Origin of the sequence: Nocardia sp. NPDC057668 (genome assembly GCF_042799795.1) — a bacterium.
In the GTDB taxonomy this organism is placed as follows: domain Bacteria; phylum Actinomycetota; class Actinomycetes; order Mycobacteriales; family Mycobacteriaceae; genus Nocardia.
Genome location: NZ_JBHVIC010000005.1, coordinates 115981 through 141353 on the forward strand (window position 1 = coordinate 115981; position 25373 = coordinate 141353).

18 protein-coding genes are annotated in these 25373 nt (G+C 71.1%); 7 read left to right on the forward strand and 11 right to left on the reverse strand.

The annotated features are described in order from the left end of the window. Positions 1-45: 45 nt before the first annotated feature. Entirely contained in the window at positions 46-1005 is a 960-nt protein-coding gene (locus tag ACFVBH_RS28150) for a patatin-like phospholipase family protein (protein WP_379006061.1), read from the reverse strand. 68 nt (positions 1006-1073) lie between these two features. On the opposite strand from ACFVBH_RS28150, the gene ACFVBH_RS28155 reads away from it, so the two are divergent. Further along, positions 1074-1697 carry a TetR/AcrR family transcriptional regulator gene (locus tag ACFVBH_RS28155; protein WP_379006063.1) on the forward strand — a complete coding sequence of 208 codons (624 nt, stop codon included), beginning with the start codon at positions 1074-1076 and terminating at the stop codon, positions 1695-1697. 187 nt (positions 1698-1884) lie between these two features. On the opposite strand, the gene ACFVBH_RS28160 is transcribed toward ACFVBH_RS28155, so the two are convergent. Continuing rightward, positions 1885-2430 (reverse strand): histidine phosphatase family protein, encoded by a 546-nt coding sequence (locus tag ACFVBH_RS28160; RefSeq protein WP_354990425.1) that lies wholly within the window; start codon positions 2428-2430, stop codon positions 1885-1887. 143 nt (positions 2431-2573) lie between these two features. Between ACFVBH_RS28160 and ACFVBH_RS28165 the strand changes: the two genes are divergently transcribed. The 3 genes from ACFVBH_RS28165 to ACFVBH_RS28175 all read left to right on the forward strand — a co-directional run bounded on the left by ACFVBH_RS28165 (position 2574) and on the right by ACFVBH_RS28175 (position 8843). Beyond that, positions 2574-7577 carry a DEAD/DEAH box helicase gene (locus tag ACFVBH_RS28165; protein ID WP_379006066.1) on the forward strand — a complete coding sequence of 1668 codons (5004 nt, stop codon included), beginning with the start codon at positions 2574-2576 and terminating at the stop codon, positions 7575-7577. A 39-nt stretch (positions 7578-7616) separates the two neighbouring features. Then, positions 7617-8384, forward strand: a complete 768-nt coding sequence (locus tag ACFVBH_RS28170) for a DNA-formamidopyrimidine glycosylase family protein (RefSeq protein WP_379006069.1) — start codon at positions 7617-7619, stop codon at positions 8382-8384. Between the two features lie 165 nt (positions 8385-8549). Then, a complete protein-coding gene (locus tag ACFVBH_RS28175; RefSeq protein WP_379006073.1) occupies positions 8550-8843 on the forward strand; it encodes a hypothetical protein in 294 nt (97 codons plus the stop codon). Here the strand turns inward: ACFVBH_RS28175 and ACFVBH_RS28180 are convergent. Both ACFVBH_RS28180 and ACFVBH_RS28185 read right to left on the reverse strand, forming a co-directional pair. Next, on the reverse strand, positions 8833-10008 hold the full coding sequence (locus ACFVBH_RS28180) for a saccharopine dehydrogenase NADP-binding domain-containing protein (protein ID WP_379006075.1): 1176 nt from the start codon (positions 10006-10008) through the stop codon (positions 8833-8835). The two genes, ACFVBH_RS28175 and ACFVBH_RS28180, sit on opposite strands and share 11 nt — an antisense overlap. Next, positions 9998-11323: a M28 family metallopeptidase gene (locus ACFVBH_RS28185; RefSeq protein ID WP_379006078.1), complete on the reverse strand. Its 1326-nt coding sequence runs from the start codon at positions 11321-11323 to the stop codon at positions 9998-10000. Before ACFVBH_RS28185 ends, ACFVBH_RS28180 begins: the two co-directional genes overlap by 11 nt. A 127-nt stretch (positions 11324-11450) precedes the next feature. Here ACFVBH_RS28185 and ACFVBH_RS28190 point away from each other — a divergent pair, with 127 nt between their 5' ends. Then, positions 11451-12242 carry a helix-turn-helix domain-containing protein gene (locus ACFVBH_RS28190; RefSeq protein WP_379006080.1) on the forward strand — a complete coding sequence of 264 codons (792 nt, stop codon included), beginning with the start codon at positions 11451-11453 and terminating at the stop codon, positions 12240-12242. 125 nt (positions 12243-12367) lie between these two features. Here the strand turns inward: ACFVBH_RS28190 and glpD are convergent, their stop codons facing one another. Then, positions 12368-14110 carry a glycerol-3-phosphate dehydrogenase gene (gene glpD, locus ACFVBH_RS28195; protein WP_354990418.1) on the reverse strand — a complete coding sequence of 581 codons (1743 nt, stop codon included), beginning with the start codon at positions 14108-14110 and terminating at the stop codon, positions 12368-12370. 271 nt (positions 14111-14381) lie between these two features. On the opposite strand from glpD, the gene glpK reads away from it, so the two are divergent. Then, complete coding sequence (gene glpK, locus ACFVBH_RS28200) at positions 14382-15878, forward strand: glycerol kinase GlpK (RefSeq protein ID WP_379006083.1); 1497 nt, start codon at positions 14382-14384, stop codon at positions 15876-15878. A 70-nt stretch (positions 15879-15948) separates the two neighbouring features. On the opposite strand, the gene ACFVBH_RS28205 is transcribed toward glpK, so the two are convergent. The 4 genes from ACFVBH_RS28205 to ACFVBH_RS28220 form a co-directional block, all read right to left on the reverse strand. Beyond that, positions 15949-17136 (reverse strand): PLP-dependent aminotransferase family protein, encoded by a 1188-nt coding sequence (locus ACFVBH_RS28205; protein ID WP_354990416.1) that lies wholly within the window; start codon positions 17134-17136, stop codon positions 15949-15951. 149 nt (positions 17137-17285) lie between these two features. After that, positions 17286-18833, reverse strand: coding sequence for a hypothetical protein (locus ACFVBH_RS28210; RefSeq protein ID WP_379006088.1), 1548 nt, complete (start codon positions 18831-18833; stop codon positions 17286-17288). A gap of 101 nt (positions 18834-18934) precedes the next feature. Next, on the reverse strand, positions 18935-20038 hold the full coding sequence (locus ACFVBH_RS28215) for a hypothetical protein (protein WP_354990414.1): 1104 nt from the start codon (positions 20036-20038) through the stop codon (positions 18935-18937). Between the two features lie 198 nt (positions 20039-20236). Continuing rightward, positions 20237-21640 carry an NAD(P)H-quinone dehydrogenase gene (locus tag ACFVBH_RS28220; protein WP_354990413.1) on the reverse strand — a complete coding sequence of 468 codons (1404 nt, stop codon included), beginning with the start codon at positions 21638-21640 and terminating at the stop codon, positions 20237-20239. 225 nt (positions 21641-21865) lie between these two features. On the opposite strand from ACFVBH_RS28220, the gene ACFVBH_RS28225 reads away from it, so the two are divergent. After that, entirely contained in the window at positions 21866-22348 is a 483-nt protein-coding gene (locus ACFVBH_RS28225) for a gamma-glutamylcyclotransferase (protein ID WP_354990412.1), read from the forward strand. 331 nt (positions 22349-22679) lie between these two features. On the opposite strand, the gene ACFVBH_RS28230 is transcribed toward ACFVBH_RS28225, so the two are convergent. Both ACFVBH_RS28230 and ACFVBH_RS28235 read right to left on the reverse strand, forming a co-directional pair. Then, positions 22680-23840 (reverse strand): M20 family metallopeptidase, encoded by a 1161-nt coding sequence (locus ACFVBH_RS28230; RefSeq protein WP_354991135.1) that lies wholly within the window; start codon positions 23838-23840, stop codon positions 22680-22682. 131 nt (positions 23841-23971) lie between these two features. Beyond that, positions 23972-25273 carry an amidohydrolase gene (locus tag ACFVBH_RS28235; protein ID WP_379006092.1) on the reverse strand — a complete coding sequence of 434 codons (1302 nt, stop codon included), beginning with the start codon at positions 25271-25273 and terminating at the stop codon, positions 23972-23974. Between the last annotated feature and the right edge of the window lie 100 nt (positions 25274-25373).

Sequence of the window (25373 nt, forward strand, 5' to 3'; positions counted from 1 at the left end):
GCGGGTGCGGGCGGGGCGCGGCGGGCTCCCGCCGCCGCGGGTGACTCATTCGAAAGCGGCTTGCGACAGCGCTTTCCGGGTGCTGATCAGGCTGTGCTCGAAGGTGGCGCGGCGGCGGCGGCCGTCCATGAAGTTGGGGCCCATGACGGCGAGGTCCTCGGCCGAGGCGCCCAGGTACAGCACCTTGGTCCCGCTCGCGCGCAGCTGGGCGATCTCGGCGTCGAGCTTGGCGCTCATACGGTTTCGCAGCTGGCGTTCGAGGAGGTGTCCCGCGCCGGTGGCGGGCAGCCGTCCGGGCGAGGCCATGGGTGCGATGACGACGACCTCGTCGAGGTTCGCCGGAATCAGCAGGTCGACCGAGGCGGTGGAGGCCGCGCCGCCGTCGATGAAGGTGCGGCCCGCGATCGGCACGGGCGGGAACCAGCCGGGTACGCCCCACGAAGCCCGCAGGGCCGCACCGAGACTCGCTTCGGGTGCGTTCGGGGAGCCGAAGGCCACGCGTTCGCCGGTGGCGTCGTCCATGGCCACCAGCCAGGTCGCGGGATGCGCGACCCAGCCGCCGCCGGGGTTCAGCCGGTCGGCCAGGCGTTGCAGCCAGCCGGGATCGCCGCCGCCGATCGGCAGCAGCCCGCTGCCCGCGGTGAGCAGGGCGTGGCCGTTGCCGGGCCGGGCCAGCAGTTCGCGCGCGGCACGGGCGGGCGCGCCCAGGCGCGGGCGCGGTAGTGGCGGAAAGCGATTCGGCTCGCAGCGCATGTGCGACGCGAGGATGGGGTCGGTCGTGGTGCCGTCCTGCATGGCGACGAGGTCGTCGACGCCGACGCCGCTGCCGAGCATGGTCAGCATCTCGGCGCCGGCGGAGGTGCCGATCATGACGTCCGCGGTGCGCGGATCCCAGTCCAGCACGTCGCGCGCGGCGGCCAGCGCCGCCACGATCCATGCCGCGCCCAGCGTTCCCCCGCAGCCGATGGCCAGGCCACGTCGCTGTGCCCCGTTCCTAGTACTCATGGTTTCAGACACTAGCAGTTTCGGGATACCGGCGGTATCCCGAATCCGGAGGTACATAGAATCGACCCATGGCACGACTGACCCGGACCGAAACCCAGGCCCGCACCCGCGCGGAACTGCTCGCGACCGCCCGCGACCTCTTTCTGACCGAGGGCTATGCCAAGACCAGCCTGGAACGGGTCGCCGAGGAGGCGGGCTACTCCAAGGGCGCGGTGTACTCGAACTTCAAGACCAAGTCCGCGCTCGGGCTCGAGGTGATCGAGCTGATCCACGAGACCAAGTTCGGCGAGGCCGGGGAACTTCTCGAAGGCGGCGGCACCCTCGAGGAACGGCTCGGGCGGTTCCAGAGCTGGGCCGAGCACACCCTCGGTGACGTGGGCTGGACCATGCTGGAGTTCGAGTTCGCGATCGTCGCGCGGGAGGACCCGGCACTGCAGGCCGGGCTGATCTCCAGCCTGTCGATCGTGCGCGGGGCCATCGCCGCGCAATTGCAGTCGCTGGCCGACTCCATGGAGCTGACACTGCCGCTGCCCCCCGAGGACGCCGCCAACGCGATCCTCGGACTCGGGGTGGGACTCGGCATCATGCGCGCGATCGACCCGAGCATCTCGGCGCAACTGATCACCGATGCCGTGCGAGAGATGTTCGGCGGTGCGCTGCGCCCGGCCGGACCGGCGGTCGCGGGGGCCTGACCACGGGCGTGGGAGTGAGTGTGGTGGGCGACGTCGTGCGGGAGGGCAACCGCTGTTCCGGAGGGCAACGCCGTGCGCGGCGGGCGACGCCACGGGTTCGGGCTCGGCGGGCGCTGACGGAGTCGGCGTCGCGGGGGTTGCGCCGGTGTGGCGAGCGGCGGCACAGCGTCGTGCCGGGGCGGGCGGCTCAGGGCCGGAAGTGCAGGGTCCATTCCCCGCGGTAGTGCAGGCTGGTGATGTTCACCGGCGGAACGTCTATGCGCCAGAACGACTTCGCGGGCGCGTCCAGGGTGACCAGCAGCGCGGCGCGCACGACCGCGGGGTGGGTGATCGCGATCGTGGGTTCGCCCTCGGCGGCGATGTCGGCCAGCCATTCGCCGGTGCGCTCGATCACGTCGACCACCGATTCGCCGCCGTGCCCGCGATAGCTCGGGTCGGTCAGCCACAGGTACAGGTCCTCCTTGGGAACCGACATGAGCTCGCCGCCGCGCCAGGCTCCGGCGTCGAGGTCGCGTAATCGGTCGTCCTCGGCGCCCAGCAGGCCCATGAGCGCGGCGGTTTCGACGGTGCGGCGTTCGGGGGCGGTGAGCACGCGGGCGTCGTGCATGCGGCCCGCGGCGGACACCGCGCGGCGGCCGGCTTCGGTGAGTGGTTCGTCGACCGGGAATCGTGCCTTTCGCATCGCCTCGGTCATTCCGTGACTGACCAAATCGAGTCGAAGCACCTTCTGCACGGTTGGAAGCGTACGCGTGGGGCCGGCGGGCGTAATCCGATTGCCCGCCCTTCGCTCGGCTCGACCGTCCGGTTTCCCCGCCGTCACCGGGGGGACCTGCGCGGTCGCGCCGGACTGTCGGTGCGGGGGTGCAGACTGGGGCCATGGATCGGTTCTCTCCCGCGACCCGGCAGTGGTTCGACGGCGCCTTTCCCGCGCCGACGTCCGCCCAGCTGGGGGCCTGGCAGGCCATCGCCGCGGGTGAGCACACGCTGGTCATCGCGCCCACCGGCTCCGGCAAAACGCTGTCCGCGTTCCTGTGGGCGATCGACAGGCTGGCCACCCGGCCGCCGGAGCCGCCCGCGCCGGCCAAGGCCGAGCGGGGCGCGAAGGCCGAGGAGGCGCCCCGGCGCACGACCTCGGTGCTCTACATCTCGCCGCTGAAGGCGCTCGCCGTGGACGTCGAGCGCAATCTGCGCGCGCCGCTGGTGGGTATCACCCAGACGGCGAAGCGGCTCGGGCTGCCCGCGCCGGAGATCAGCGTGGGCGTGCGGTCCGGGGACACGACGCCCGCGGCACGCCGGCTGATGCAGCGCACGCCGCCCGACATTCTCATCACCACGCCCGAATCGCTGTTCCTCATGCTCACCTCGGCGTCGCGGGAGGCGCTGAGCGGGGTGCACACGGTCATCGTGGACGAGGTGCACGCCATCGCCGGCTCCAAACGCGGTGCGCACCTGGCGCTTTCCCTGGCCCGGCTGGACGGGCTGACCGAGCGCCCCGCCCAGCGCATCGGCCTGTCGGCGACGGTGCGGCCGCCCGAGGAAGTGGGCCGGTTCCTGGTGGGGGCCGCGCCCATCACCATCGTGAATCCGCCCGCGCCCAAGACCTTCGATCTGTCGGTGCGGGTGCCGGTGGCGGACATGACCGAACCCGATGCGGGCGGGGCGGATTCGGGGCAGCCGGGGTCGATCTGGCCGCACGTGGACGAGGCCATCGTGGATCTGGTGCTCGAGCACCGGTCCTCGATCGTGTTCGCGAATTCGCGGCGGCTGGCCGAGCGGCTCACCGCGCGCCTGAACGAGGAGTACGCGGGCAGGCTCGGCGAGCCAGTGGAGACCGAGCACGCGCCGCCCGCGCAGCTGGGTCCCTCGACCGAGGTGATCCACGGCGCCGCGCCGCTGCTGGCGCGGGCGCATCACGGGTCGGTGAGCAAGGAACAGCGCGCCATCATCGAGGACGATCTCAAGAGCGGGCGGCTGCGCTGCGTGGTGGCGACCAGCAGCCTGGAGCTCGGAATCGATATGGGCGCGGTCGAATTGGTGGTGCAGGTGGAGGCCCCGCCGTCGGTCGCCAGCGGGTTGCAGCGGGTGGGGCGCGCCGGGCACCAGGTGGGTGAGATCTCGCGCGGTGTGCTCTTTCCCAAGCATCGCACCGATGTCGTGCACTGCGCGGTGGCCGCCCAGCGGATGATCACCGGGCAGATCGAGCGGCTGCGCATTCCGGCGCATCCCCTGGACATCCTGGCGCAGCAGACGGTGGCGGCGTGCGCGCTGGAGCCGATCGACGCCGAGACCTGGTTCGAGACGGTGCGGAGCACGGGCAGCTATGCGGCCCTTCCCCGTTCGGCGTTCGACTCGGTGCTGGATCTGCTCGCGGGGCGCTATCCCTCGGACGAGTTCGCCGAACTGCGCCCGCGCATCGTGTGGGATCGCGACGCGGGCACGCTCACCGGGCGGCCGGGGGCGCAGCGCCTGGCGGTCACCTCCGGCGGCGCGATCCCCGACCGCGGTCTGTTCCCGGTCTTCATGGTCGGCGAGAAGGCTTCGCGCGTGGGCGAACTCGACGAGGAGATGGTCTACGAGTCCCGCGTGGGCGACGTGTTCGCCCTCGGCGCGACCAGCTGGCGCATCGAGGAGATCACCTTCGACCGCGTCCTGGTCACCCCGGCCTTCGGCCTGCCGGGCCGGCTACCGTTCTGGCACGGCGATTCCCTCGGCCGCCCGGCCGAGTTGGGCGCGGCCCTGGGTGAATTCGTGCGCACGGCGGGCAAGGCCGTGGAACAGCACACCGATTCGCGCGCCGGGCTCGACGGGTCCGGGGATCGGCGGCGGGATCCCGCGACGCCCGTCCCCCTCGCCACCGCGATGGCGGAGTTCAGCGAGAGCGCGACGGGCGCGACCGATGCCGCCGCGGCCCAGGACTCGAAACCCCGTGGCCCGCGCGGGAAGAAGGCCGCGAGTTTGCCCGCATCCACGCTCGGTGCGGATGCGGCGGATGCGACCGGCGGCGAACCGCGGGACTCGAAGACTCGCGACGCCCACGGGCCGGCCGCCGGGGTGGCCGGGCTCGACACGGGTTCGGCGGGCGTGCCCGATGCCACCGATCCCCCGGGCGCGAAGCCTCGCGGCGCACGCTCGAAGAAGGCCGCGGGCAAGGATGCGAACAGCGCGCCGGTCACCGAACTGGAGCGGGTCGCCGCCACGGCGGGGCTGGACGCCAACGCGACGGGGAATCTCGTCGCGCTGCTGGCCGAGCAGCGGGAGGCGACCGGGCAACTGCCCACCGACAAGACCCTGGTGGTCGAGCGGTTCCGGGACGAGCTGGGTGACTGGCGGGTGGTGTTGCACTCGCCGTACGGGATGCCGGTGCACGCGCCGTGGGCGCTGGCGGTGGGGGCGCGACTGCGCGAACGGTTCGGGGTCGATGCCGCGCCGACCGCGTCCGACGACGGCATCGTGGTGCGGTTGCCGGACACCACCGACGAGCCGCCGGGTGCGGAGTTGTTCGTGTTCGAGCCGGACGAGATCGACGACCTGGTGACCGAGCAGGTCGGCGGGTCGGCGCTGTTCGCCTCGCGCTTCCGGGAGTGTTCGGCGCGGGCGCTGCTGCTGCCCCGGCGCGATCCGGGCCGGCGCGCGCCGCTGTGGCAGCAGCGCCAGCGGTCGGCGCAGCTGCTCGATGTGGCACGCAAGTTCCCGGATTTCCCGATGCTGCTCGAGACCGTGCGCGAATGCCTGCAGGACGTGTACGACCTGCCGTCGCTGCGAGATCTGCTGGGCCGCTTGGCTCGCAGGCAACTGCGGCTGATCGAGGTCGAGACCGCGACGCCCTCGCCGTTCGCGAATTCGCTGCTGTTCGAATACGTCGGGCAGTTCCTGTACGAGGGCGACAGTCCGCTGGCCGAGCGGCGGGCGGCGGCGCTGTCGCTGGATTCGAGTCTGCTGGCCGAGCTGCTGGGCCGGGTCGAGCTGCGCGAGCTGCTCGATCCCGAGGTGCTGGCCCTGACCGAGCGGGAACTGCAGCGGCTCACCCCGGAGCGGCAGGCGCGGGACATGGAGGGACTCGCCGACCTGCTGCGCCTGCTGGGGCCGGTGACCGCCGCCGAGGCGGCCGACCGCAGTACGGACGATCCGCGGCCGTGGTTCGGTGAGCTGGTGAAAGCCCATCGGGCGCTGGAGGTCTCGTTCGCGGGATCGACGTGGTGGGTCGCCATCGAGGATGCCGCGCGCCTGCGCGACGCGCTGGGCGTGCCGCTGCCCATCGGCGTTCCGGCCGCGTTCATCGAACCGGTCGCCGATCCGCTCGGCGATCTGCTCGGGCGCTATGCCCGCACGCACGGACCCTTCACCGTGGCCGCGGCCGCCCACCGCTTCGGGCTCGGCACCGCCGTGGCTGCGACCGCGCTGCACCGGCTGCACGCCGAGAAGCGGCTGGTGGAGGGCGAATTCACGCCCGGGGCGACCGGGACGGAATGGTGCGACAGCGAGGTGCTGCGCCGCCTGCGCCGCCGGTCGCTGGCCGCGGCCCGCAAGGAGGTGGAGCCGGTCACGACCGCCGCGCTCGGCCGGTTCCTGCCCGCCTGGCAGCACATCGGCACCGGCGAGCTGCGCGGGGTGGACGGCGTGGCGGCGGTGGTGGAACAGCTTGCGGGCGTGCCGATCCCGGCGTCGGCCTGGGAGTCGCTGATCCTGCCCGCCCGGGTGCGGGACTACTCCCCCGCCATGCTCGACGAGCTCATGGCCACCGGCGAGGTGCTGTGGTCGGGGCACGGGTCGATCACCGCAAAGGACGGCTGGATCGCGTTGCATCCGGCCGAGCAGGCGGGCCTGACCCTGCCCCCGCCGGACGACATCGATCTCGGCGAGACGCAGATCAGCCTGCTGATGGCGTTGGGGGCCACCGTGATCGGCGGCGCTTCGGCGGCGGGCGGTCAGGTGGTTTCGCCGAGCGGCGGCGGTGCGTACTTCTTCCGGCAGTTGATGGACACGTCCGGAATCGAGTCCGAGTCGGCGGTGGTGTCGGCGCTGTGGGAGCTGGTGTGGGCCGGGTACGTGGCCGGGGATACCTTCGCGCCGGTGCGCGCCATGCTGTCCGGCACCACGCGCACCACCACCGCGCATCGCACCCCGCGCCGCGCGCCCCGGGGGCGAATGTATCTGCCGCGCACCGGGGTTCCCGCGCGGACCAGCCCGCCGAACACCGCAGGGCGCTGGTCGCTGCTGCCGGATCGGGTGTCGGACAATACGATCCGCGCCCACGCGACGGCCGATATCCTGCTCGAGCGCTACGGCGTGCTGACGCGCGGTTCGGTGCAGAGCGAGGGTGTGGCCGGCGGGTTCGCGCTGATGTACCGGGTGCTCACCGAGTTCGAGGATCGCGGGCGCTGCCGGCGTGGATACTTCGTGGATTCGCTGGGCGGCGCGCAGTTCTCGACCACCGATGTGGTGGATCGCCTGCGCTCCTTCGACACCGACCGCACGCGCACCCCCGGCGACGGGGAGCCGGCGGGCCGGGCGCTCGTGCTCGCCGCCTGTGATCCGGCCAATCCTTACGGCGCGGCGCTGCCCTGGCCCAAATCGGCCGCCGAAGGCGCGGGCCACCGTCCGGGCCGCAAGGCGGGCGCCCTGGTCGTGCTGGTCGAGGGCGAGCTCGCGCTCTACCTCGAGCGCGGCGGGAAGACGCTGCTCACCTTCACCGAGGACCCCGCCGTCCGCGCCGCCGGGGCGGCGGAACTCGCCGCCCTGGTCACCGGCCGCCGCGTCGACTCCCTCGTCATCGACCGTGTGGACGGTGAGTCGGTGCACGGCAACACCTTCGCCGATTTCCTGACCCACGCCGGTTTCGCCGCCACCCCCAAGGGTTTCCGATTGCGCAGCCGCCCGTGAGCCCGCTTCGGCGACCCGGGCGAACGACCGGGGATCACCGTGCCCGAGGGTGACACCGTGTACCTGGCCGCCGCGCGACTGCGGAAGGCCCTGGACGGGAAGACGCTGACGCGCAGCGACTTCCGGGTGCCGCGGTACGCGACGCTCGATCTGCGCGGGCAGCCGGTGGAGAGTGTCGGCAGCTACGGCAAGCACCTGTTCGTCCGCACCCCCGAGCTGAGCATCCACACCCACCTCAAAATGGAGGGTGTGTGGCGCGTGTACGAACCCGGACAGCGCTGGACCAAGCCGGGTTTCACCGCCCGCCTGATCCTGGGCACCGCAGACGCGGAGGCCGTGGGGTTCTCCCTCGGTCTGGTGCGGGTGCTGCCCCGCAGGGACGAACACACCGCCGTGGACCACCTCGGCCCCGACCTGCTCGGCCCGAATTGGGATGCGGCCGAGGCGGTCCGCCGTCTCACCGCACGCCCCGAGCGCCCGATCGGCCTGGCCCTGCTGGACCAGACGAACCTGGCGGGCATCGGCAACATCTACCGCAGCGAGACCTGCTACCTCCGCCGGATCCACCCGGCCACCCCCGTCGGCGCGATCGACGACCTGACCGCCCTGGTCGAGGAGTCCCGCCGAATCCTCCTGCAGGCGGTGACATCCCCACCCCGCCGGGTCCTGGTCTACGGCCGCCAACGCCAACCCTGCCGCCGCTGCGGGACCGGCATCGTCGTCCACCTCCTGGCCGACGATCCCACCCTGTCCCGAGCCGACCGCGGCATCTACTTCTGCCCCCGCTGCACACCCCCGCCCACCTGACCGGCCACACCCGTCGATCCGCCGCGGCGGCGACGGCGGATCGAGGTGAAACGACCGGGCAGCAGCGGTTCCCGCGTCCTGTGAGCCGAATCCGACCGGAAGCCCCCGGTTCCGGGGGCACGCGATCTGAATTGGGAACACGTGTGTTTCAACTACGGTGCGGGGATGGTCAAAAGAGCTTCTCTCGCAGCCGCATTGGCGGCCGTCGCCCTCACCTACGGCGCGAATACCGCGGCCGCCGCTCCGGTGGAGTCACCGCTCCCGGTTGCCGATCAATCCGGCAGCAGCGGCAGCGCGTCCACCGGCAGTCTCGGAATTCTGCTGCCCGGCAACTTCGGCGGCCCGACCGGCAGCGCCGGTCTCGACCTGCCGATCGGGTTCGTCGCCCAGTTGCTGACCTGCCGCCTGCCGGAGGCGCTGGGATTGCCGTTGCTCTCGCAGTGCCTGATCAAGGATTAGCCGGCGCCGCGGCCGACCGGCCAACTGAGCCGTCCCCGACTCCGTCCGTACCGGGCGAGATGCGGTACGTGACACCGCGATCGCGAAGGCCGTCGAGAAACTCGCGCGGGTCCAGGACCTCGGACGCCGCGAGGGGACCGGAAAGGTCGAAATCCGCGGCGAGCGTGCGGGCCGCGATCCGGGCGGCGATGGGGCCGGTGATGTCGAATATTCCCGGTCCGGACAGGGTCGCCGTGCGAGTGCCGTCGCGGCCGTGCAGCACGGCGACGAGGTCGAAGCTGCTCGGATCGTCGTGCACCCGGATCGATGAGCCGGTCGCGCCCAGGGCGAGGAGCCGCTCGGCCGGCCCGGCGGCCGGTGTCCCTCGCATCGCCGCGGCTACGGCGCTGATGTAGGGGACCAAGCGTCCCAGTGGTTTTCGGATCAGGGTCGAGGTCGTCATCGACGTGCGTATGCGGGCCACGTCGAGGTGCCGGGGAATTGTCAGCACCTCGGGTGCGGGGTACATGGTCACCCGGCGAGGGCGCACTTGCGGGCCGAAGCTCACCGTGCGGGTCGCCGGTGGGCGCACAACGTCCACGAATCCGTTGTCGTACTGGATCATCGGCTGTCCGATGCCCTCGAGCCGGTTCACGAAGGCCGCTCCACTCGGTACCCAGCCCCGGACGTGATAGGCGATGTCGAGGTCGTCGATCGGCCCCGACTCCCCCGCGGTCAGTCCGACCAGGAGGTCGCAGAGGGTCGCGTAGTAGGCCGAGGCGGGCAGCAGCGCGACGCCGTTCGCGATCGCGTCCGGACCGTGGTTCTCGAAAAGCGCTCGGATGGCGTGCTGTTCGCCTGATATGTCGACGTAGTGAGCGCCCGCCGCCACCGCGGCGCGCGCGACCGGCGCGCAGGTTCGCGAGAACGGGCCCGCCGCGTTCACGACGGTGCGCACGCTCGCCGCCAGGGCGAGCAGGCCCGCGTGATCGTCGAGGGTGACGACGGCCCGCCGCACCCCGCCCCCGCACTCGGCCGCCAGCGACCGCAGCGGCTCGGCGGATCGGCCCGCGACGGTCACCTCGTGCCCCATCGCCAGCAGTTCCCGGGTGATGAGCCTGCCGGTGTAGCCGTTCGCGCCGTACACCGCGACTCCGGTGCGCGCACGCCCGCGTTCAGTCATCATCGATACTTCCGTCGTTCCATCCGGCTGCCAGGCGTTCGGTGAGCGTGATCGCGTCCTCGACGGTCTCCCAGGCGACATTCTCGACCGTGTCCGATCGCAGATGCAGGTTGCTGATCCACCCGTCCGCGTAGGACAGCAGCGAGATGGCCCGCATCCCCGCGTGCCTGGCGATACTGGTGTCGCACACGTTGGGGAAGGTGACCGCGCGCAGTTCGATGCCCGCGTGCGCGGCGGCCTTGCGCGCGGCTGCAACGTCCCTGGCGGCGAACCGGCCGGTCAGGCCCTCTCGTCGAGCCACGACGAGATGCCCGCCGCTGCCGAGCGAGTCGAGGTTGACCACGAGGGTCTTTTCCGGCTCGAGCGCGGCCCGCGCCTGCTTCATCCAGGCGACCATGCCGAGGTTTCCTGCTTCCTCCCCTCCGGGAAACAGCACCACGACATCGGTGTCTGGGAACGGGGCCGCGCGCAGCCTGCGAGCGAGTTCGAGTACCGCGACTACCCCCGTGGCATTGTCGTTCGCGCCGGGCGTGGTGTACGTCCGCATCGACTGGATCATCGCCCCACCGGCCACGATGAGCAGGGCCCGCGCCGCCCGCCGAATCCCCCTCGCGGGCACCGCCGTAGCCGCCATCGCCCCCAGCACGACGGCGTGGCTCGGGACGGCGCGTCCGGTCCGGGCGGAGCGGACGCGGTTCGCGGCCACGGTGCGCGGATGCCACACCATGCCGTTGTGCGCGGCGTCGTGGTGCGCGACCAGGACCAGCGTGCGACGCGGAACCCCGGCGGCCGCTATCCGGGCCGAGACCGAAACACCGTGGCGCGCGGGCAGAAACCGGCGCAGCCACTGCGTGCGGCCGCTCACCTCCAACTCGTACGACAGCGCGACGCCCGCGTTCGCGACCCTGGCCGCCGCGCCCGATCGCGTCCCCAGCGCGAGCGCGGCGGCGGTGTACGCGAGATGCACCTGCGCCCATGAGGTTTGCGTGCGGAACATCGAGATCTCGATGTCGGCCGCGCCGATCTCGCGCAGTTGCCCCGCGATCCACTGCGCGGACTGCCGTTCACCCACCGATCCGGTGCGCCGGTCCAGCGCCGTCAACGCGCCGACGCCCGCGACCAAGCGCTGCCGTATCGACGCGGAATCCGCCGGGGCGGACGGCGGATCGACCGTCGCTGTGCGCTGGTTGCCCGGCGCCAGGTCTCCACCCGTCGAATAGTCGTGTCCGCCGTGCCGCCCGGTGGCCCGGATCGGCGTGGAATCGGGTGGGTCGGACGGCGGCCCCATCGCCGCCGTCCGCTGTGTGTCCGAAGTCATGAGCTCACCCGTCGAATCGTCGATCGTCATTGCGCCGCCAGGTATCTCGAACCGCGGCGCAGGTAGCCTCGCAGGCATGGGCGGGTCAGCACTTTCAGAAACGTGCCATCGACCGGCCGGCGCTCCGGTGCCGGTGCACGACGTCACGCGCGAGCCCGCGCCGGCGCCGGTGATCTGGATTCGACCGGACCACGTCGGCTATCTGGGGCCGGCGCTGCGGATCGACCCGCATTCCACCTCCGTCGCCTGCCTGGCGGTCGGCCTCGACTCGCCGTTCGTGTTCCGCGCGAAGGAGACCGGCGCGGTCACCACGCACAGCGCTTTCGCACCCGCCCGCGTGCTGCACGAGGTCGAGGCGACCGAGGGCCGGATGCTGTGCCTGCTCATCGACGCCGCCTCGACCCGCACCGCCCGCTGCCGCGCCCGGATGCGGCGCACGATCGGGCCGTTCGGCTTCGACCACGACAACGAGCGCGAGCTCGTCGCAGCCGCCACCGACCGGGTGCTGGACGCCGGCCGGGTGCTGCACGGCGCGGGCGGCGCGGAGCCGGGCGGACTCGACGCCCGGATCGCCGCCGCGCTCGAGCTGATCAGAGCAGATCCCGCGAGCGAGGCGAGCGCCACGGAAACCGCTGCCGCCCTTGGCTTGTCGCGGGCCTACTTCCTGCGCTTGTTCGCCGAGCACACCGGCACCAGCTTCCGCCGCTACCGGCAGTGGGCGCGGATTCTCCACGTCGCGGAAGGCATTTCGGCCGGACACGACCTGACCCGGTGCGCCGTGGACGCGGGCTTCTCCTCACCCTCACACCTGAGCGAGATCTTCCACCGCATGTTCGGGCTCTCGGCCACCGCCCTCGCCGGCACCGGCGTCCGTCTCGATATCGATATGAGCCGCCCGGCCGCCGAGTCGGTCGCCTGAAACGACCGCGCTTCCCGCCTCGGCGATGGGTCAGCGCTCGGCCACGACACGGCCCGAATCAGCCGAAGACGGCAGCGCGCCCCTGCGATGAGATCGCAAGGGCGCGTGACCGGCAAGCGGCGGCGCTACTTCTCCGCCGGAACGGGGACCGGCTCCAGGATCTGCGGGCGGGGCTCGGGGGCCGCGGCGCGCAGGGCGTCGGCCGAGGCGTCGTCCTCGCGGGCCTGGGACTCGATCTCGGCGGTGACGCGGGCGTTGTAGGTCTCCACCTCGCGGGCGATGTCGGACTCGTCCCAGCCGAGGATGGGTGCGGCCAGGCGGGCCACCTGGTCCGCGCAGTCCGCGCCGCGGTGGGCGTACTCGATGGAGATGCGGGTGCGGCGGGCCAGGATGTCGTCCAGGTGCAGGGCGGCTTCGGCGGCCACCGCGTAGAGCACCTCGACCTGGAGGTAGCCGGGGGCGGCGGTGATCGGCTGCAGCAGATCGGGTTTGCCGTCGGCCAGGGCCAGTACCTCGTCGATCAGCGAGCCGTACCTGTTGAGCAGGTGCTGGATTCGGTACGGGTGGATGCCGTACTTCTCGGCCAGGTGCGGCACCTGGTTCATCAGCGCGTGGTACCCGTCGGCGCCCAGCAGCGGCACCTTGTCGGTGATGGTGGAGGGCACGTTGCGCGGAATGTCCTGCACCGCTTCGTCGAGCGCGTCGTAGGCCATCACCCGGTAGGTCGTGTACTTGCCGCCCGCGATGGCGACCAGGCCGGGCGCGATGCGAGCCACCGCGTGTTCGCGGGACAGCTTGGAGGTCTGATCGCTCTCGCCGGCCAGCAGCGGCCGCAGGCCCGCGTAGACGCCGGTGATGTCCTCGTGGGTGAGCGGGGTGACCAGCACCGAGTTCACCTGCTCCAGCAGGTAGTCGATGTCGTGTTTGGTGGCGGCCGGATGCGCCAGGTCCAGGTTCCAGTCGGTGTCGGTGGTGCCGATGATCCAGTGGTCGCTGTGCCACGGGATGACGAACAGCACCGAGGTCGGGGTGCGCAGGATCAGCGCGGTGTCGCTGGCGATGCGGTCGCGCGGGACCACGATGTGCACGCCCTTGGACGCGCGCACGTGGAATCGGCCGCGCAGATGCGACAGCGCCTGGATCTCGTCGGTCCACACGCCGGTCGCGTTGATGACCACGCTGGCCTTGACCTCGGCGGTCCGGCCGTCCTCGCTGTCGTGCACCTTGACCCCGGTGATGCGATCGGCCTCGCGCAGGAAGCCGACGACCTGGGTGGAGGTGCGGATGACCGCGCCGTAGTGGGCGGCGGTGCGCGAGAGCGTCATGGTGTGCCGGGCGTCGTCGACCACCGTGTCGTAGTAGGTGAGCCCGCCGGTGAGCGCGGAGTTCTTGAGCCCCGGCGCCAGTCGCAGCGCCCCGGACTTGGTCAGATGATGCTGTCCGGGAACCGATTTCGCGCCGCCCATGGTGTCGTACAGGGTGAGCCCGGCCGCCACGTACGGGCGCTCCCAGCCGTAGTGGCTCAGCGGGTACAGGAATCGCAGCGGCTTGACCAGGTGCGGGGCCAGGCTCGAGAGCGAGAGCTCACGCTCGTGCAGGGCCTCGCGTACGAGCCCGAATTCCATCATCTCCAGGTAGCGCAAACCGCCGTGGAACATCTTCGACGAGCGGCTGGAAGTGCCCGAGGCCAGGTCGCGGGCTTCCACCAGGGCGACCTCCAGGCCGCGGGTGGCGGCGTCGAGCGCGATACCCGCGCCGACCACCCCGCCGCCGATCACCACGACGTCGAAGGTGTCCTTGCTCAGCCGGGCCCAGGCAGCTTCGCGCTGCTCGGGGCCGAGAAACTGTGATCGCGGGTTCTTCGCCATGCTCGACTCCTCCGGGCCGCGCCGCATCCGGCGACGTGGAATTGGTATCGATGACGCTCGGTCGCACGCTCGGTCCGGATCGGGCTCCGGCCGAACCAGACAGCTACTCGATAGCAACCGTAGTCCACCCGCGACGCCGACCGTGCGACCCGTGCCCGTGGTGTCCGGCGCTCGCGGCCCGCCCCGCCGCGAACCCGTGCGCGGGGCCGCCCCGCTCGGCGAGTGCGCGTCATCGCCCCATCGGCGTGGCGTCGTCGAGTAGCCTGCTCGAATGCGTCGCTATGTGGCCGCCATCGATTCCGGCACGACCTCCAGCCGGTGCATCGTCTTCGATCACCACGGACTCATCGTGGGAGTCGCGCAACGCGAGCACGAGCAGATCTTCCCGCAACCGGGCTGGGTCGAGCACGATGCCGAAACCATTTGGCGCAACACCGAATCCGTCATCGCCGAGGCGCTCGAGAAGTGCGGCATCACCGCCTCCGACGTGGCCGCGGTCGGCGTCACCAATCAGCGCGAGACCACCGTGGTGTGGGAGCGCGCCACCGGCAAGCCGATCCACCGCGCCATCGTCTGGCAGGACACCCGCACGGCGGAGCTGACCGTGGAACTGGGCGGCTCGGCCGGGCCCACCCGCTACGCCGACCGCACCGGCCTGCCGCTGTCCACCTATTTCGCCGGGCCCAAGCTGCGCTGGATCCTGGATCGTGTGCCGGGCTCCCGCGAGCGCGCCGCGGCCGGGGAGCTGTGTTTCGGCACCGTCGACAGCTGGATCCTGTGGAATCTCACCGGCGAGCACCTCACCGACGTCACCAATGCCTCGCGCACCATGCTCATGGATCTGCGCACGCTGCAATGGGATTCGGAGATCTGCTCGGACTTCGGCATTCCCGAGGCGATGCTGCCCGCGATTCGCAGCTCCTCGGAGGTGTACGGGGAGATCACCGGCACCGCGCTGGCGGGCGTACCGGTCGCGGGCATCCTCGGCGATCAGCAGGCCGCCACCTTCGGGCAGGCGTGCCTGTCCCCCGGTGACACCAAGAACACCTACGGCACCGGCAATTTCATGCTCATGAACACCGGCGAGACCCCGGTCTTCAGCGAGCACGGTCTGCTCACCACGGTCTGCTACCGGCTCGGCGAGCAGCCCGCGGTGTACGCGCTGGAGGGTTCGATCGCGGTCACCGGTTCGCTGGTGCAGTGGCTGCGCGACAACCTGGGCATGATCGGGGCCGCCGAGGAGATCGAACCGCTGGCCGAGACGGTCGCCGACAACGGCGGGCTGTACATCGTCCCCGCGTTCTCGGGCCTGTTCGCTCCGCGCTGGCGGCCCGACGCGCGCGGCGTCTTCGCCGGTCTGACCCGGTTCGTGAATCGCGGGCACATCGCGCGAGCGGTCCTGGAGGCCACCGCGTTCCAGACCCGGGAGGTCATCGACGCCATGCGCGCCGACGCGGCCGCGCAGCAGCTGGACGTGGAGAAGGTGACGCTCAAGGTCGACGGCGGCATGGTGTCGAACGAGCTGCTCATGCAGTTCCAGTCCGACATCCTGGACGCGCCGGTGGTGCGGCCCGTGGTCACCGAGACCACCGCGCTGGGCGCGGCCTACGCGGCCGGACTGGCCGTCGGCTACTGGGCCTCCCCCGAGGACGTCCGCGCCAACTGGGCCGAGGACAAGCGCTGGACCCCGGGCATGAGCGCGGACACCCGCGAGCACCTGCTGCACGAGTGGAACAAGGCCGTGGAGCGCACCTACAACTGGGCCTGAGCAGGACGCGCCGGCACCCCATCGGTCCCGCGCGGGGCCGTCCCGAGCACGCGCCGAGTCGTGGGCGGGGTCAGACCTGCGCGGGCGTCGCGGCGCGGGCCAGGCGGGCGACCGCGTCGGTCAGGACCGTGGCGTCCGAGGTGGTGAAGCACAGGCGCATGGAATGGCTGTAGTCGGTGTCGACCGCGAAGGCCGCGCCCGGCACGTAGGCCACGCCCGCCTCCAGGGCGCGCGGCAGCAGCTCCTGGGTGTTCGTGCCATCGGTGAAGTCGACCCAGACGAACATGCCGCCGGCGGCGTCGGTGGCCACCACCCGCTCGCCGAAGGTGTCGCGTACCGCGCCGACCAGGGCCCGGGCCCGGGCGCCGTACACCTCACGCACCGAATTCACGTGGGCGGCAAGCCAGTCGGTGTCGGACAGCAGGTCGGCGGCGATCTGCTGGGTGAGCGCCGAACCGCACAGGTCCGCGCCCTGCTTGAGCAGTTCCACCGCGCGGCACACGCTTTCCGGCGCCGTCATCCAGCCCACGCGCAGGCTCGGGGCCAGGATCTTGGAGGCGCTGGACAGGCGAATCACATTGGGCGAGTAGGTCGCCACCGGCGCGGGCGCGGGGCTGTCGAACCACAGTTCGCCGTACGGATCGTCCTCGATCACCCAGAAGCCGTGTGCGGACGCGAGTTCGGCGAGTTCGGCCCGCCGGGCCGGGCTCATGGTGACCCCGCCCGGGTTGTGGAAGTTGCTCACGGTGTGGACCACCGCCGGGCGTTCGCCCCGGGCCAGCAGTTCGCGCAGCGCGTCCACGCGCATGCCCTCGGCATCGAGCGGGACGGCGGCGATACGCGCGCCCGCGGCCCGGAAGACCTGCAGCGCACCGACATACGCCGGATCCTCGACCACGACCAGCGCGCCCGGATCCAGCAGCACCTCGGCCAGCAGTGAGAGCGCCTGCTGCGAGCCGTGCGTCACGAAGACCTCGTCGACCGGCACCGCCCGGCCCAGCCGCTCGGACTCGCGCGCCGCGAGCACCTCCCGCAGCGGGGCCCACCCCGGCGATTCGGTGTACTGCAGCCGCGCGCTGTCCGCGAGCGCCGCGTCCGCCGCGACCGCGATGCGCTCGCGCGGCATGAGCGCGGCGTCCGGCAGTCCCCCGGCCAAACTGATGATCTCGGCCCGCGCGGTGAGCTTGAGCAGGTCACGAATGGCCGAACTCCGCAGGCCGTCGAGCCGCCGGGACAGCGGTGGGGTTATCGCGGACATGAGACACCTCCGAGGAACGCCGGGGTTTGCGAAATTCCACTGTGTCACACGGCGACCAATATATGAAATTTCAATCCCACATGGTGATATTCAACGCATACACGAAGGGCGCCCGGCACGCGGCCGGGCGCCCTTTCGATTCCGTGCGATCAGCGTTGGTCGATGGCGTAGATCAGGTGTTTGCCGTTGCGGGTCACCGTGGTCACGTACTGCTGATAGACGTTGGTCGCGCCGTCGGGGCGGTACTCGGTGAGGTCCACCACGTAGGCGTCCGGGCCCATGGCGAAGACGCGCAGGCAGTGCATCGTGCCGACCGGGGTCGGGTCGATGCCCGCGGTCTGGATGACCTCGGCGGGCGAGACGTTCGGTGCGTCCGCGGCCACGAAGGAACGGGCCTTGGCGCCGTCGCGGTCGATGTAGAAGGCGTGCTGGAACCCCAGGATGGCGTCCAGGCCGGTGGACGTGCCGCCCGTGCCGTTGCCGATCGACAGGGGCCCTTCGCGCTTGCTCGCACAGCTCGGCGCGGCGGGCACGGTCACCGGCGCGCCGGGCAGCGCGGGGGTGGAGGCGGTGGCCGTGGTGGTCGCGGCCGCGGTCGTGCTCGGCGCGGCCAGCGGCTCGTTGTCCTCACCGCCGCCGCGGGTCACGGCCACCACGACGAGCCCGGCGACGACCAGCACGGCGAGCACGCCGCCGACGATGGTCGAGATCCGCGCCCAGGGCACGTCCTTGCGCTCGGCGTCCTTCGGTGTCGCGGCGGGCTTGGGGGCGAGCCGCTTGGCGATGGGGTCGTCGGACCAGGCCAGCGACTCCTGCTGCGGCGCGGGCTTCTTCGGGGTCAGCAGCTTGCCGATGGGATCATCGGCCCAGGCCAGCGACTCCTGCTGCGGCGCCCGCGATTCCGTCCCGGCGGGCGGCATGCCCGCGTCGGCGTTGCGCAGCCACGCCGATTCCCGGCCCGAGTGCGCGGTCTTGATCCCGCCGCCGGTGGCCCACCCCGACGCCTTGCGCGCGGGCGGATCGGCCAGCGGATGGCGCACGGTCTCCTCGGGGCTGCCGCCGAAATCGTTGTCGTATTGCGCATCCGAACTCTGCGCGTACCACTGCTCGCCCGGCGCGACGCTGGAATCGGGTGCGCGGTATTCCGGCGGCACGGCCGCGGTGGGCGGGGAGCCGTCGGCGGGCCGCCAGGCCAGGTCCGGGGCGGCCGGAGCGGGCGCGGGCGTCCAGCCGGCTGCACCGCTGTCCGGTGCGGTGCCGAACACCGGCGCGTATTCACCGGTGGGCGGCCCGAATTCGGTCGTGGCAGCCCCGAATTCCGCTGCCGGAGCGCCGAAGACGGTGTCGTCGCCGGACGCGACCGGCGTGCCGAACACCGCGGTCGGATCGGACGGCGCGACATCGAACTTGGTGGTCGGATCGGACGGCGCGACATCGAACGCGGTCGCCGGATCGGCCCCGGCCGGCGCGCCGAACTCCGACACCGGCGCACCGAAGATCGTCTCGGCGCTCGGCCCGGTGACCGGCGGGCCGAATCCCGTGACGGGCGCGCCGAAGTCAGCGACGGCCGGGCCGAACTCGGATTCGCCGGACGTGCCGGATTCCGGTTGCGCACCGCCCGTTTCGGCACGCTCCGCACCCTCGGATGCGGGTAGGGGCTGGGAGGGGTCCGCCGACTCGTCCTTGCCGGAAACCATCGCCCGTCCTTTCGCCACACACGCGTGGGGCGGTCGCTTCCGACCGCCCCACGCGCAGACTCACAACTTCCACCGGCCCGTCATCGGACCGGACCCCGCCCTCAGTACTGGACCGAGCCACCCACCTGGGTGGTCACGCCACCGAGGTCTGTCGTCTGCCCGGGCATATCGCCCACCGGGAGCCTACCAATCTGGCTCGCCGCTTCCAGGACCGTGGCACCGCCGGGCAGCAGTCGAATGAAGTTCTCGGTGTCGGCCTTGACGGCATTGGCCGCCGCGGTGTCGAGAATGAATTCGAGCTTGCGATCGTCGCCCGCGTTCGCGGTGGCGAACGCGGTGACCTTGACCTGGTTGCCCACGGTGAAATCGAGGGCGACGCCGGCCTCACCGAGACCACCGGGGGTGGTGTAGCCGATGGTGCCGACGTAGCCGTCCAGGTTGCTGAAGTGGTGCGTATTGGCGGCCCAGCCCGGCAGGGTGGCCCCGCCGTCGATGTTCGCGCCGATCTCGGTGTGCGGGCCGGTCATCTCGACGACCGGCGCGGCGGGCGCGGTCTCCACGACCGGGGCCTGCCACTGCGGCTTCGGGGTGACCGCGTCGTCTCCGGTGAGCGTGTTGATCACGGTCTCCGGCTCGCTGCCCTCGGTGCCGTCGATGACGAGTTCGGTCTCGGGCTCGGTGGTCCGGCCCGGGACGGTGGACTGGCCCGGATTCGTCAAGCCGGGTTGCGTCGACTGGCCGGGCTGAGCGTCGGGCTTGACCTCGACCTGCACCGGCACGGACTGACCGGGCACCGGCAGCGGGGCGACGCGCGGCGAGCTCACGCCCGGCTGCGCGACCTTGGGCTGGACGGCCTTGGGGTCGACGGCCGCGGGCTGGGTGTCCTCGGTCTTGGCGTCGGGCTTCTTGGTCTCCGGCGATTCCGGCTTGGTCACGCCGGGCTGGCTCTGCTGCGGCTTGGTGTTGTTGTTCGGCACGCTCTCCGGCTTGGTCCCGGGCACGACGGCCGCCTGCTCCGGGACCTCTACGACCTCCGGAGCGGGATTCTCGTCGGTTGTGCCCGGCTGCACCGGCGCCGCCGGGACAGCTCCCGGATCGGCGGGAGCGGCGTTGGCGGGGGCGCTCAACAGGCTCACCACGGCGGCCGCGGCGGCCAGCGGCAGCGAGGTGCTGGCCTTTATTCGGTTCGGCTTGCGGTGCTTCACTTTTCGCTCGTTCCTTCGTCCCTCGTCCGCACGATCGGACGTGAACGACCGCGAGCTGCGCCCCGGCACTACGCCGGAAAGGGTTGACCCCCCGACAATCTCGCGACCGCCCGACCGATCGCTTCCCGTCGCGAAGTGAATCACACCGACCGAAATGGAGCAAGGCGACAGGGGTTATCGCCCGGAAAAGATCATTCGTTAATCGAGATCGTCGTGCCGCATGAGCTGGCGCGCGGCCTCGGTCACCGAACCTGTCAACGAGGGGTACACCGAAAAGGTCTGCGCCAGATCGTTGACCGTCAGATTGTTCTGCACCGCCAGCGCGATGGGCAGGATCAGCTCCGAGGCGATCGGCGCGACCACCACGCCGCCGATGACCACGCCGGTGGCCGGACGGCAGAAGATCTTCACGAAACCCCGTCGCAGGCCCGACATCTTGGCCCGCGGGTTGGTGTTGAGCGGCAGCATGACCGTGCGCGCGGGCGTCTCACCATTGTCGATGGCGGTCTGGCTGACACCGACGGTCGCGATCTCCGGGCGCGTGAAGACAGCCGAGGCAACGGTTTTCAGGCGAATCGGCTGCACGCCCTCGCCGAGCGCGTGGTACATCGCGATGCGGCCCTGCATGGCCGCGACCGAGGCCAGCGGCAGCAGGCCGGTGCAGTCGCCGGCGGCGTAGACGCCGGTGGCGGTGGTGCGCGACACCCGGTCCACCCGCAGGTATCCGCCCTTGCCGAGCTCGATGCCCAGCCGTTCCAGGCCCAGTCCGCCGGTGTTGGGCACCGAGCCGACCGTCATGAGCGCGTGGCTGCCGGTGACGGTGCGCCCGTCCGACAGCTTCACCACGATGCCGTCCGCCGTGCGCTCGACCGCGTCGGCGCGCGCGTGCTTGACCAGCTCCACGCCGCGTTCGGCCAGGGCTTCCTCGAGCACCAGGGCGGCGTCGGCGTCCTCGCTGGGCAGCACGCGGTCGCGGCTGGAGACCGCCTTCACCTTCACGCCCATCTCGGTGTACGCGGAGGCGAATTCGGCGCCGGTCACACCCGAGCCGACGACGACCAGGGTCTCGGGCAGCTCCTTGAGGTCGTAGAGCTGACGCCAGTTCAGGATCCGCTCGCCATCCGGCTCGGCGCCGGGCAGCACGCGCGGGCTCGCGCCGGTGGCGATGAGCACCACCTCGGCCTCGATCACCTGCTGCTGCCCGTCCGCGCAAGTGGCCTTGACGAGGTGGGTGGCCAGATTCGGGGCCTGATCGATCAATTCGCCGTAACCGGCGATGATCTTGACCCCCGCCTGCTGCAGCTTGACCTTGATGTCGGAGGACTGGGCCTGCGCGAGCGCCTTGACGCGCGAGTTGACCTCGGCCAGGCGCACCTGGGCCTGCGAATGATGCACGGTGATGCCCAGATCGCGGGCGCGGCGCAGATCGGTGCGCACACCGGTCGAGGCGATGAAGGTCTTGGAGGGCACGCAGTCCCACAGCACGCACGCGCCGCCGATCCCGTCACTGTCGATCAGCGTTACCGGGGCTCCGTGCTGAGCCGCGACCAGTGCCGCCTCGTAACCGGCGGGGCCACCGCCGATGATCGCAATGCGGGTCATTGTCCCTCGCTTCATGCCTGGGCTCCGGGATCTCCGGCGCCGCCCCCACCACGTTATCCGCAGTGGTACGGACACCTCCGACCGCATCTGAAGACAGCTTCGTCACAATTTCGGGTGGTCCGGACGACGATCGGGGCTGTTCCGGAGCAAACCGGCCAACTCACTCGAACCGCCCAGGATCGGGATCGGGAGTGGTTGCCGCTGATTGTTCGATACGCTGCTACGGTGCCGATTTACGCCGCCTACGGATCCAACATGGATCCCGAGCAGATGCTCAAGCGCTGTCCGCACTCCCCCGTGTACGGAACCGGCTGGCTGGAGGGTTGGCGCCTGACCTTCGCCGGGGACGACATCGGCTGGGAGGGACCGCTCGCCACGGTGGTCGAGGAGCCCGGCTCCCGGGTCTTCGTCGTCCTGTACGACGTGCCCGGCGAGGACGAGGCCAGCCTGGACCGCTGGGAGGGCTCGGACTTCGGCATCCACAAGAAGATCCGGCTCCGCGTCACCCCCAACCAGGGCAACGCCACCGAACCCGTGCTGGCCTGGCTGTACGTGCTCGATGCCTACGAGGGCGGCCTACCCTCGGCCCGCTACCTGGGCGTCATCGCCGAGGGGGCCGAAAAAGCGGGCGCCCCAAGCGAATACGTACACGCACTGCGCACCCGCAACAGCAAGAACGTCGGCCCGGGCACCTTCGGCCTGAGCTGAGCCCCGCCCCTTAACTCCGAAATCCGGGCCGCGCCCACCGCACCGCCCGATCGAAACACCCACGTCCATAACCGAAGCCGGGTCCCGCCGAAAGGCGCGGCCCGGCTTCTTGCATCCGGCGGTGCATCCCACGATCACCGCGGTCCGACGGCCGGAGCACGGTCACCGGACCGGTCGACGCCCCACGTCCGAGCCCCGGGCGCGTCCGGTGCGCACGCCGGGCGTGGGTAGAGCACCAACCATCAACCGCCGCCCCGCATTTCCCACACGAACGACACCGGGCCGCACCTGACAGGTGCGGCCCGGCGTTCCGTTCCGGTGAACGAGTACGTCAGTACGAATTCAGGACGATGTTCGTCATCACCCGCACGCCGACCGCGAGCGCGCGCTCGTCGATGTCGAACGTCGGCTGGTGCAGGTCCAGCTGCTCGCCCTGCCCGGACCACACGCCCAGGCGGGCCATGGCCCCCGGCACCTCCTCGAGGTACCAGGAGAAGTCTTCACCGCCGCCGGACTGCTGGGTGTCCGCGAGCGCGTCGGGACCGACCTCGCGGATCGCGTCCTCGAACATGCGCACGGCCAGTTCGTCGTTGACCACCGGCGGCACGCCACGCTTGTAGTTGAGCTGGTAGCGCACCCCGGTGGGGGCGAGCAGGCCCTCCACGATCTCGCGCACCAGCGGTTCGAGCAGCGACCAGGTCGCGTGATCGCCGGTGCGGACGGTGCCGGTGAGCATGCCGGTCTGCGGAATCGCGTTGGGCGCCTTGCCCGCCGACACCGCGCCCCACACCATGACGGTGCTGGTGCGCGGATCGATGCGCCGGCTCAGCAGCCCGGGCAGACCGGTGATGACGGTGCCGATGGCGTAGACCAGATCGCTGGTCAGGTGCGGGCGCGAGGTGTGCCCGCCCGGCGAGTCCAGCACGAGTTCCACCGTGTCGGCGGCCGAGGTGATGGCTCCGACCCGGATGCCCACCCGGCCGACCTCGAGACGGGGATCGCAATGCAGCGCGAACATGCGCGACACGTCCTCCATGGCGCCCGCGGCGACCATGTCGATGGCGCCGCCGGGCATGACCTCCTCGGCGGGCTGGAACACCAGCCGGACGCCGACCGGCAGGTTCGGCACCTCGGCCAGCGCCAGCGCCGTGCCGAGCAGGATCGTGGTGTGCGCGTCGTGGCCGCAGGCGTGCGAGACGCCGGGCACGCCGGAGGCGAACGGCAGGCCGGTGTACTCCTGCATCGGCAGGGCGTCCATGTCGGCGCGCAGCCCGATGCGCGGGGTATCGGGCCCGATGTCGACGATGAGACCCGTGCCGCTGGGTAGTTTGCGCGGTTCCAGACCGGCCTTGACCAGCCAGGATTCAATGAACTCGGTGGTGCCGAACTCGGCGCGCGAGAGTTCCGGATTGGCGTGGATGTGCCGCCGCCAGGAAATCAGATCATCCGCGTGCTCGGACAGCCACGCGTCCACCGCATCTCGACCACTCATCTCGCCCATTTCGACGTCCACCACACCCATATCGACCCCCACCGAGCTGCCCGCCGCGATGTTCGCGGCTCCCTGCGCCACGCAGGCAGCCGCTAATGATCCCGTGGCCCGTGTGGACTGGCCGGTTGTGCTCACCGAATGTCCTCCTGTCGCTGAAACTGCCGTTGACTGACGCGTTCCGACAACCTGTCCCTGTGAAATTCGTCGCCTGCGATCTGTATCGCGGTGCGGGCCAAAGCCGTTGCCCCGTCGATGACAGCCAGATCGGCGGAGGCGTTCACGGCCGCGGCGGCGAACGCGGGCTGATGCGTCACCGCACCCCCGGCGTCGATGCCGATGACGGGGTGAATACCGGCGATGACGTTGGTGACATTGCCCATATCCGTGCTGCCCAGCGGTCGTGCTGCCTCGAGTTCCGGGGCCAGGGGCTCGCGTCCGAGTTCGCGAATCTGCTCGCGATAGGCACACAGTAGTGCGCTATCGGGCGTGAGCTCGGTATATGTCGGCGCGAGCTTGCGGATTTCGTGTGTGCATCCGGTCGCCAGCGCTCCCGCCTCGAAACAGGCCGACGCGCGTTGCATCAGATCGTCCAGGGCCGCGGAGTCGACTGCCCGTAGGTAATACAGCAGTTCCGCATGGCCGGGCACGATGTTCGGGGCGATACCACCCGAGGCGACTATACCGTGCAGTTGCTGTCCGGGGAGGAGATGTTGGCGTAGCAAACCGAGCGCAACTTGCGCGATGGTGACGGCGTCCCCGGCGTTTCGCCCGTGGTGCGGCGCGGCGCTCGCGTGGGCTTCGTGACCGCTGTAGGAGACCGACAGGTCCGCCAGGGCCAGCGACCGCGCACCCACGATGTCCTCCGGACCGGGGTGGATCATCATGGCCATGGCCAGGTCGTCGAAGACGCCGCGGTCCAGCATGAGGACCTTGCCGCCGCCGGATTCCTCGGCGGGCGTGCCGAGCAGTTTCACGGTGATGCCGCAGGCGTCGGCCACCTCGGCCAGACCGAGCGCCGCGCCGACCGCCGCGGCCGCAATAATGTTGTGCCCGCAGGCATGTCCGATTTCCGGTAGTGCGTCGTACTCCGCGCAAATACCGACCACCAGGTCTCCGTGGCCGAATTCGGCGGTGAAGGCGGTGGGGAGATCGGCGACGCCGGTCTCGATCCGGAAACCGCGCTCGCGCAAGGGCTCGATGGTCTTGGCGACGCTGCGGAACTCCTCGAACGCGAGCTCGGGTTCGGCGTGAATGGAATGCGACAGGGCCAGCAAACCCGCGCGGGCCTCGGCGATGGCGGCGTCGGCGACCGCGAAGCGATCGGCGATGGCGGCATCCGGGGTGGGCACAGCGGTCAGCGCCGGCACGAACGCATCGTGCCGACCGCTCGAGGCCGACGACCGACGGTCGTCACCGCTGCGCGCAGGTGGCATGACACACAGTCAACCACTGTCCAGCAACCCCGCAACTTCGACGCACAGCTACCTACCGTTAACTGGCAAACGCAAGAGGTCGTCCGCACCCGGGCGCGGC

Excerpts from the sequence above, each read along its gene's own strand:
- ACFVBH_RS28150 (WP_379006061.1), bottom strand. The coding sequence starts at position 1,005 with ATGAGTACTAGGAACGGGGCACAGCGACGTGGCCTGGCCATCGGCTGC.
- ACFVBH_RS28155 (WP_379006063.1), top strand. The coding sequence starts at position 1,074 with ATGGCACGACTGACCCGGACCGAAACCCAGGCCCGCACCCGCGCGGAA.
- ACFVBH_RS28165 (WP_379006066.1), top strand. The coding sequence starts at position 2,574 with ATGGATCGGTTCTCTCCCGCGACCCGGCAGTGGTTCGACGGCGCCTTT.
- ACFVBH_RS28175 (WP_379006073.1), top strand. The coding sequence starts at position 8,550 with ATGGTCAAAAGAGCTTCTCTCGCAGCCGCATTGGCGGCCGTCGCCCTC.
- ACFVBH_RS28180 (WP_379006075.1), bottom strand. The coding sequence starts at position 10,008 with ATGATGACTGAACGCGGGCGTGCGCGCACCGGAGTCGCGGTGTACGGC.
- ACFVBH_RS28185 (WP_379006078.1), bottom strand. The coding sequence starts at position 11,323 with ATGACTTCGGACACACAGCGGACGGCGGCGATGGGGCCGCCGTCCGAC.
- glpD (WP_354990418.1), bottom strand. The coding sequence starts at position 14,110 with ATGGCGAAGAACCCGCGATCACAGTTTCTCGGCCCCGAGCAGCGCGAA.
- glpK (WP_379006083.1), top strand. The coding sequence starts at position 14,382 with ATGCGTCGCTATGTGGCCGCCATCGATTCCGGCACGACCTCCAGCCGG.
- ACFVBH_RS28205 (WP_354990416.1), bottom strand. The coding sequence starts at position 17,136 with ATGTCCGCGATAACCCCACCGCTGTCCCGGCGGCTCGACGGCCTGCGG.
- ACFVBH_RS28210 (WP_379006088.1), bottom strand. The coding sequence starts at position 18,833 with ATGGTTTCCGGCAAGGACGAGTCGGCGGACCCCTCCCAGCCCCTACCC.
- ACFVBH_RS28220 (WP_354990413.1), bottom strand. The coding sequence starts at position 21,640 with ATGACCCGCATTGCGATCATCGGCGGTGGCCCCGCCGGTTACGAGGCG.
- ACFVBH_RS28230 (WP_354991135.1), bottom strand. The coding sequence starts at position 23,840 with ATGAGTGGTCGAGATGCGGTGGACGCGTGGCTGTCCGAGCACGCGGAT.
- ACFVBH_RS28235 (WP_379006092.1), bottom strand. The coding sequence starts at position 25,273 with ATGCCACCTGCGCGCAGCGGTGACGACCGTCGGTCGTCGGCCTCGAGC.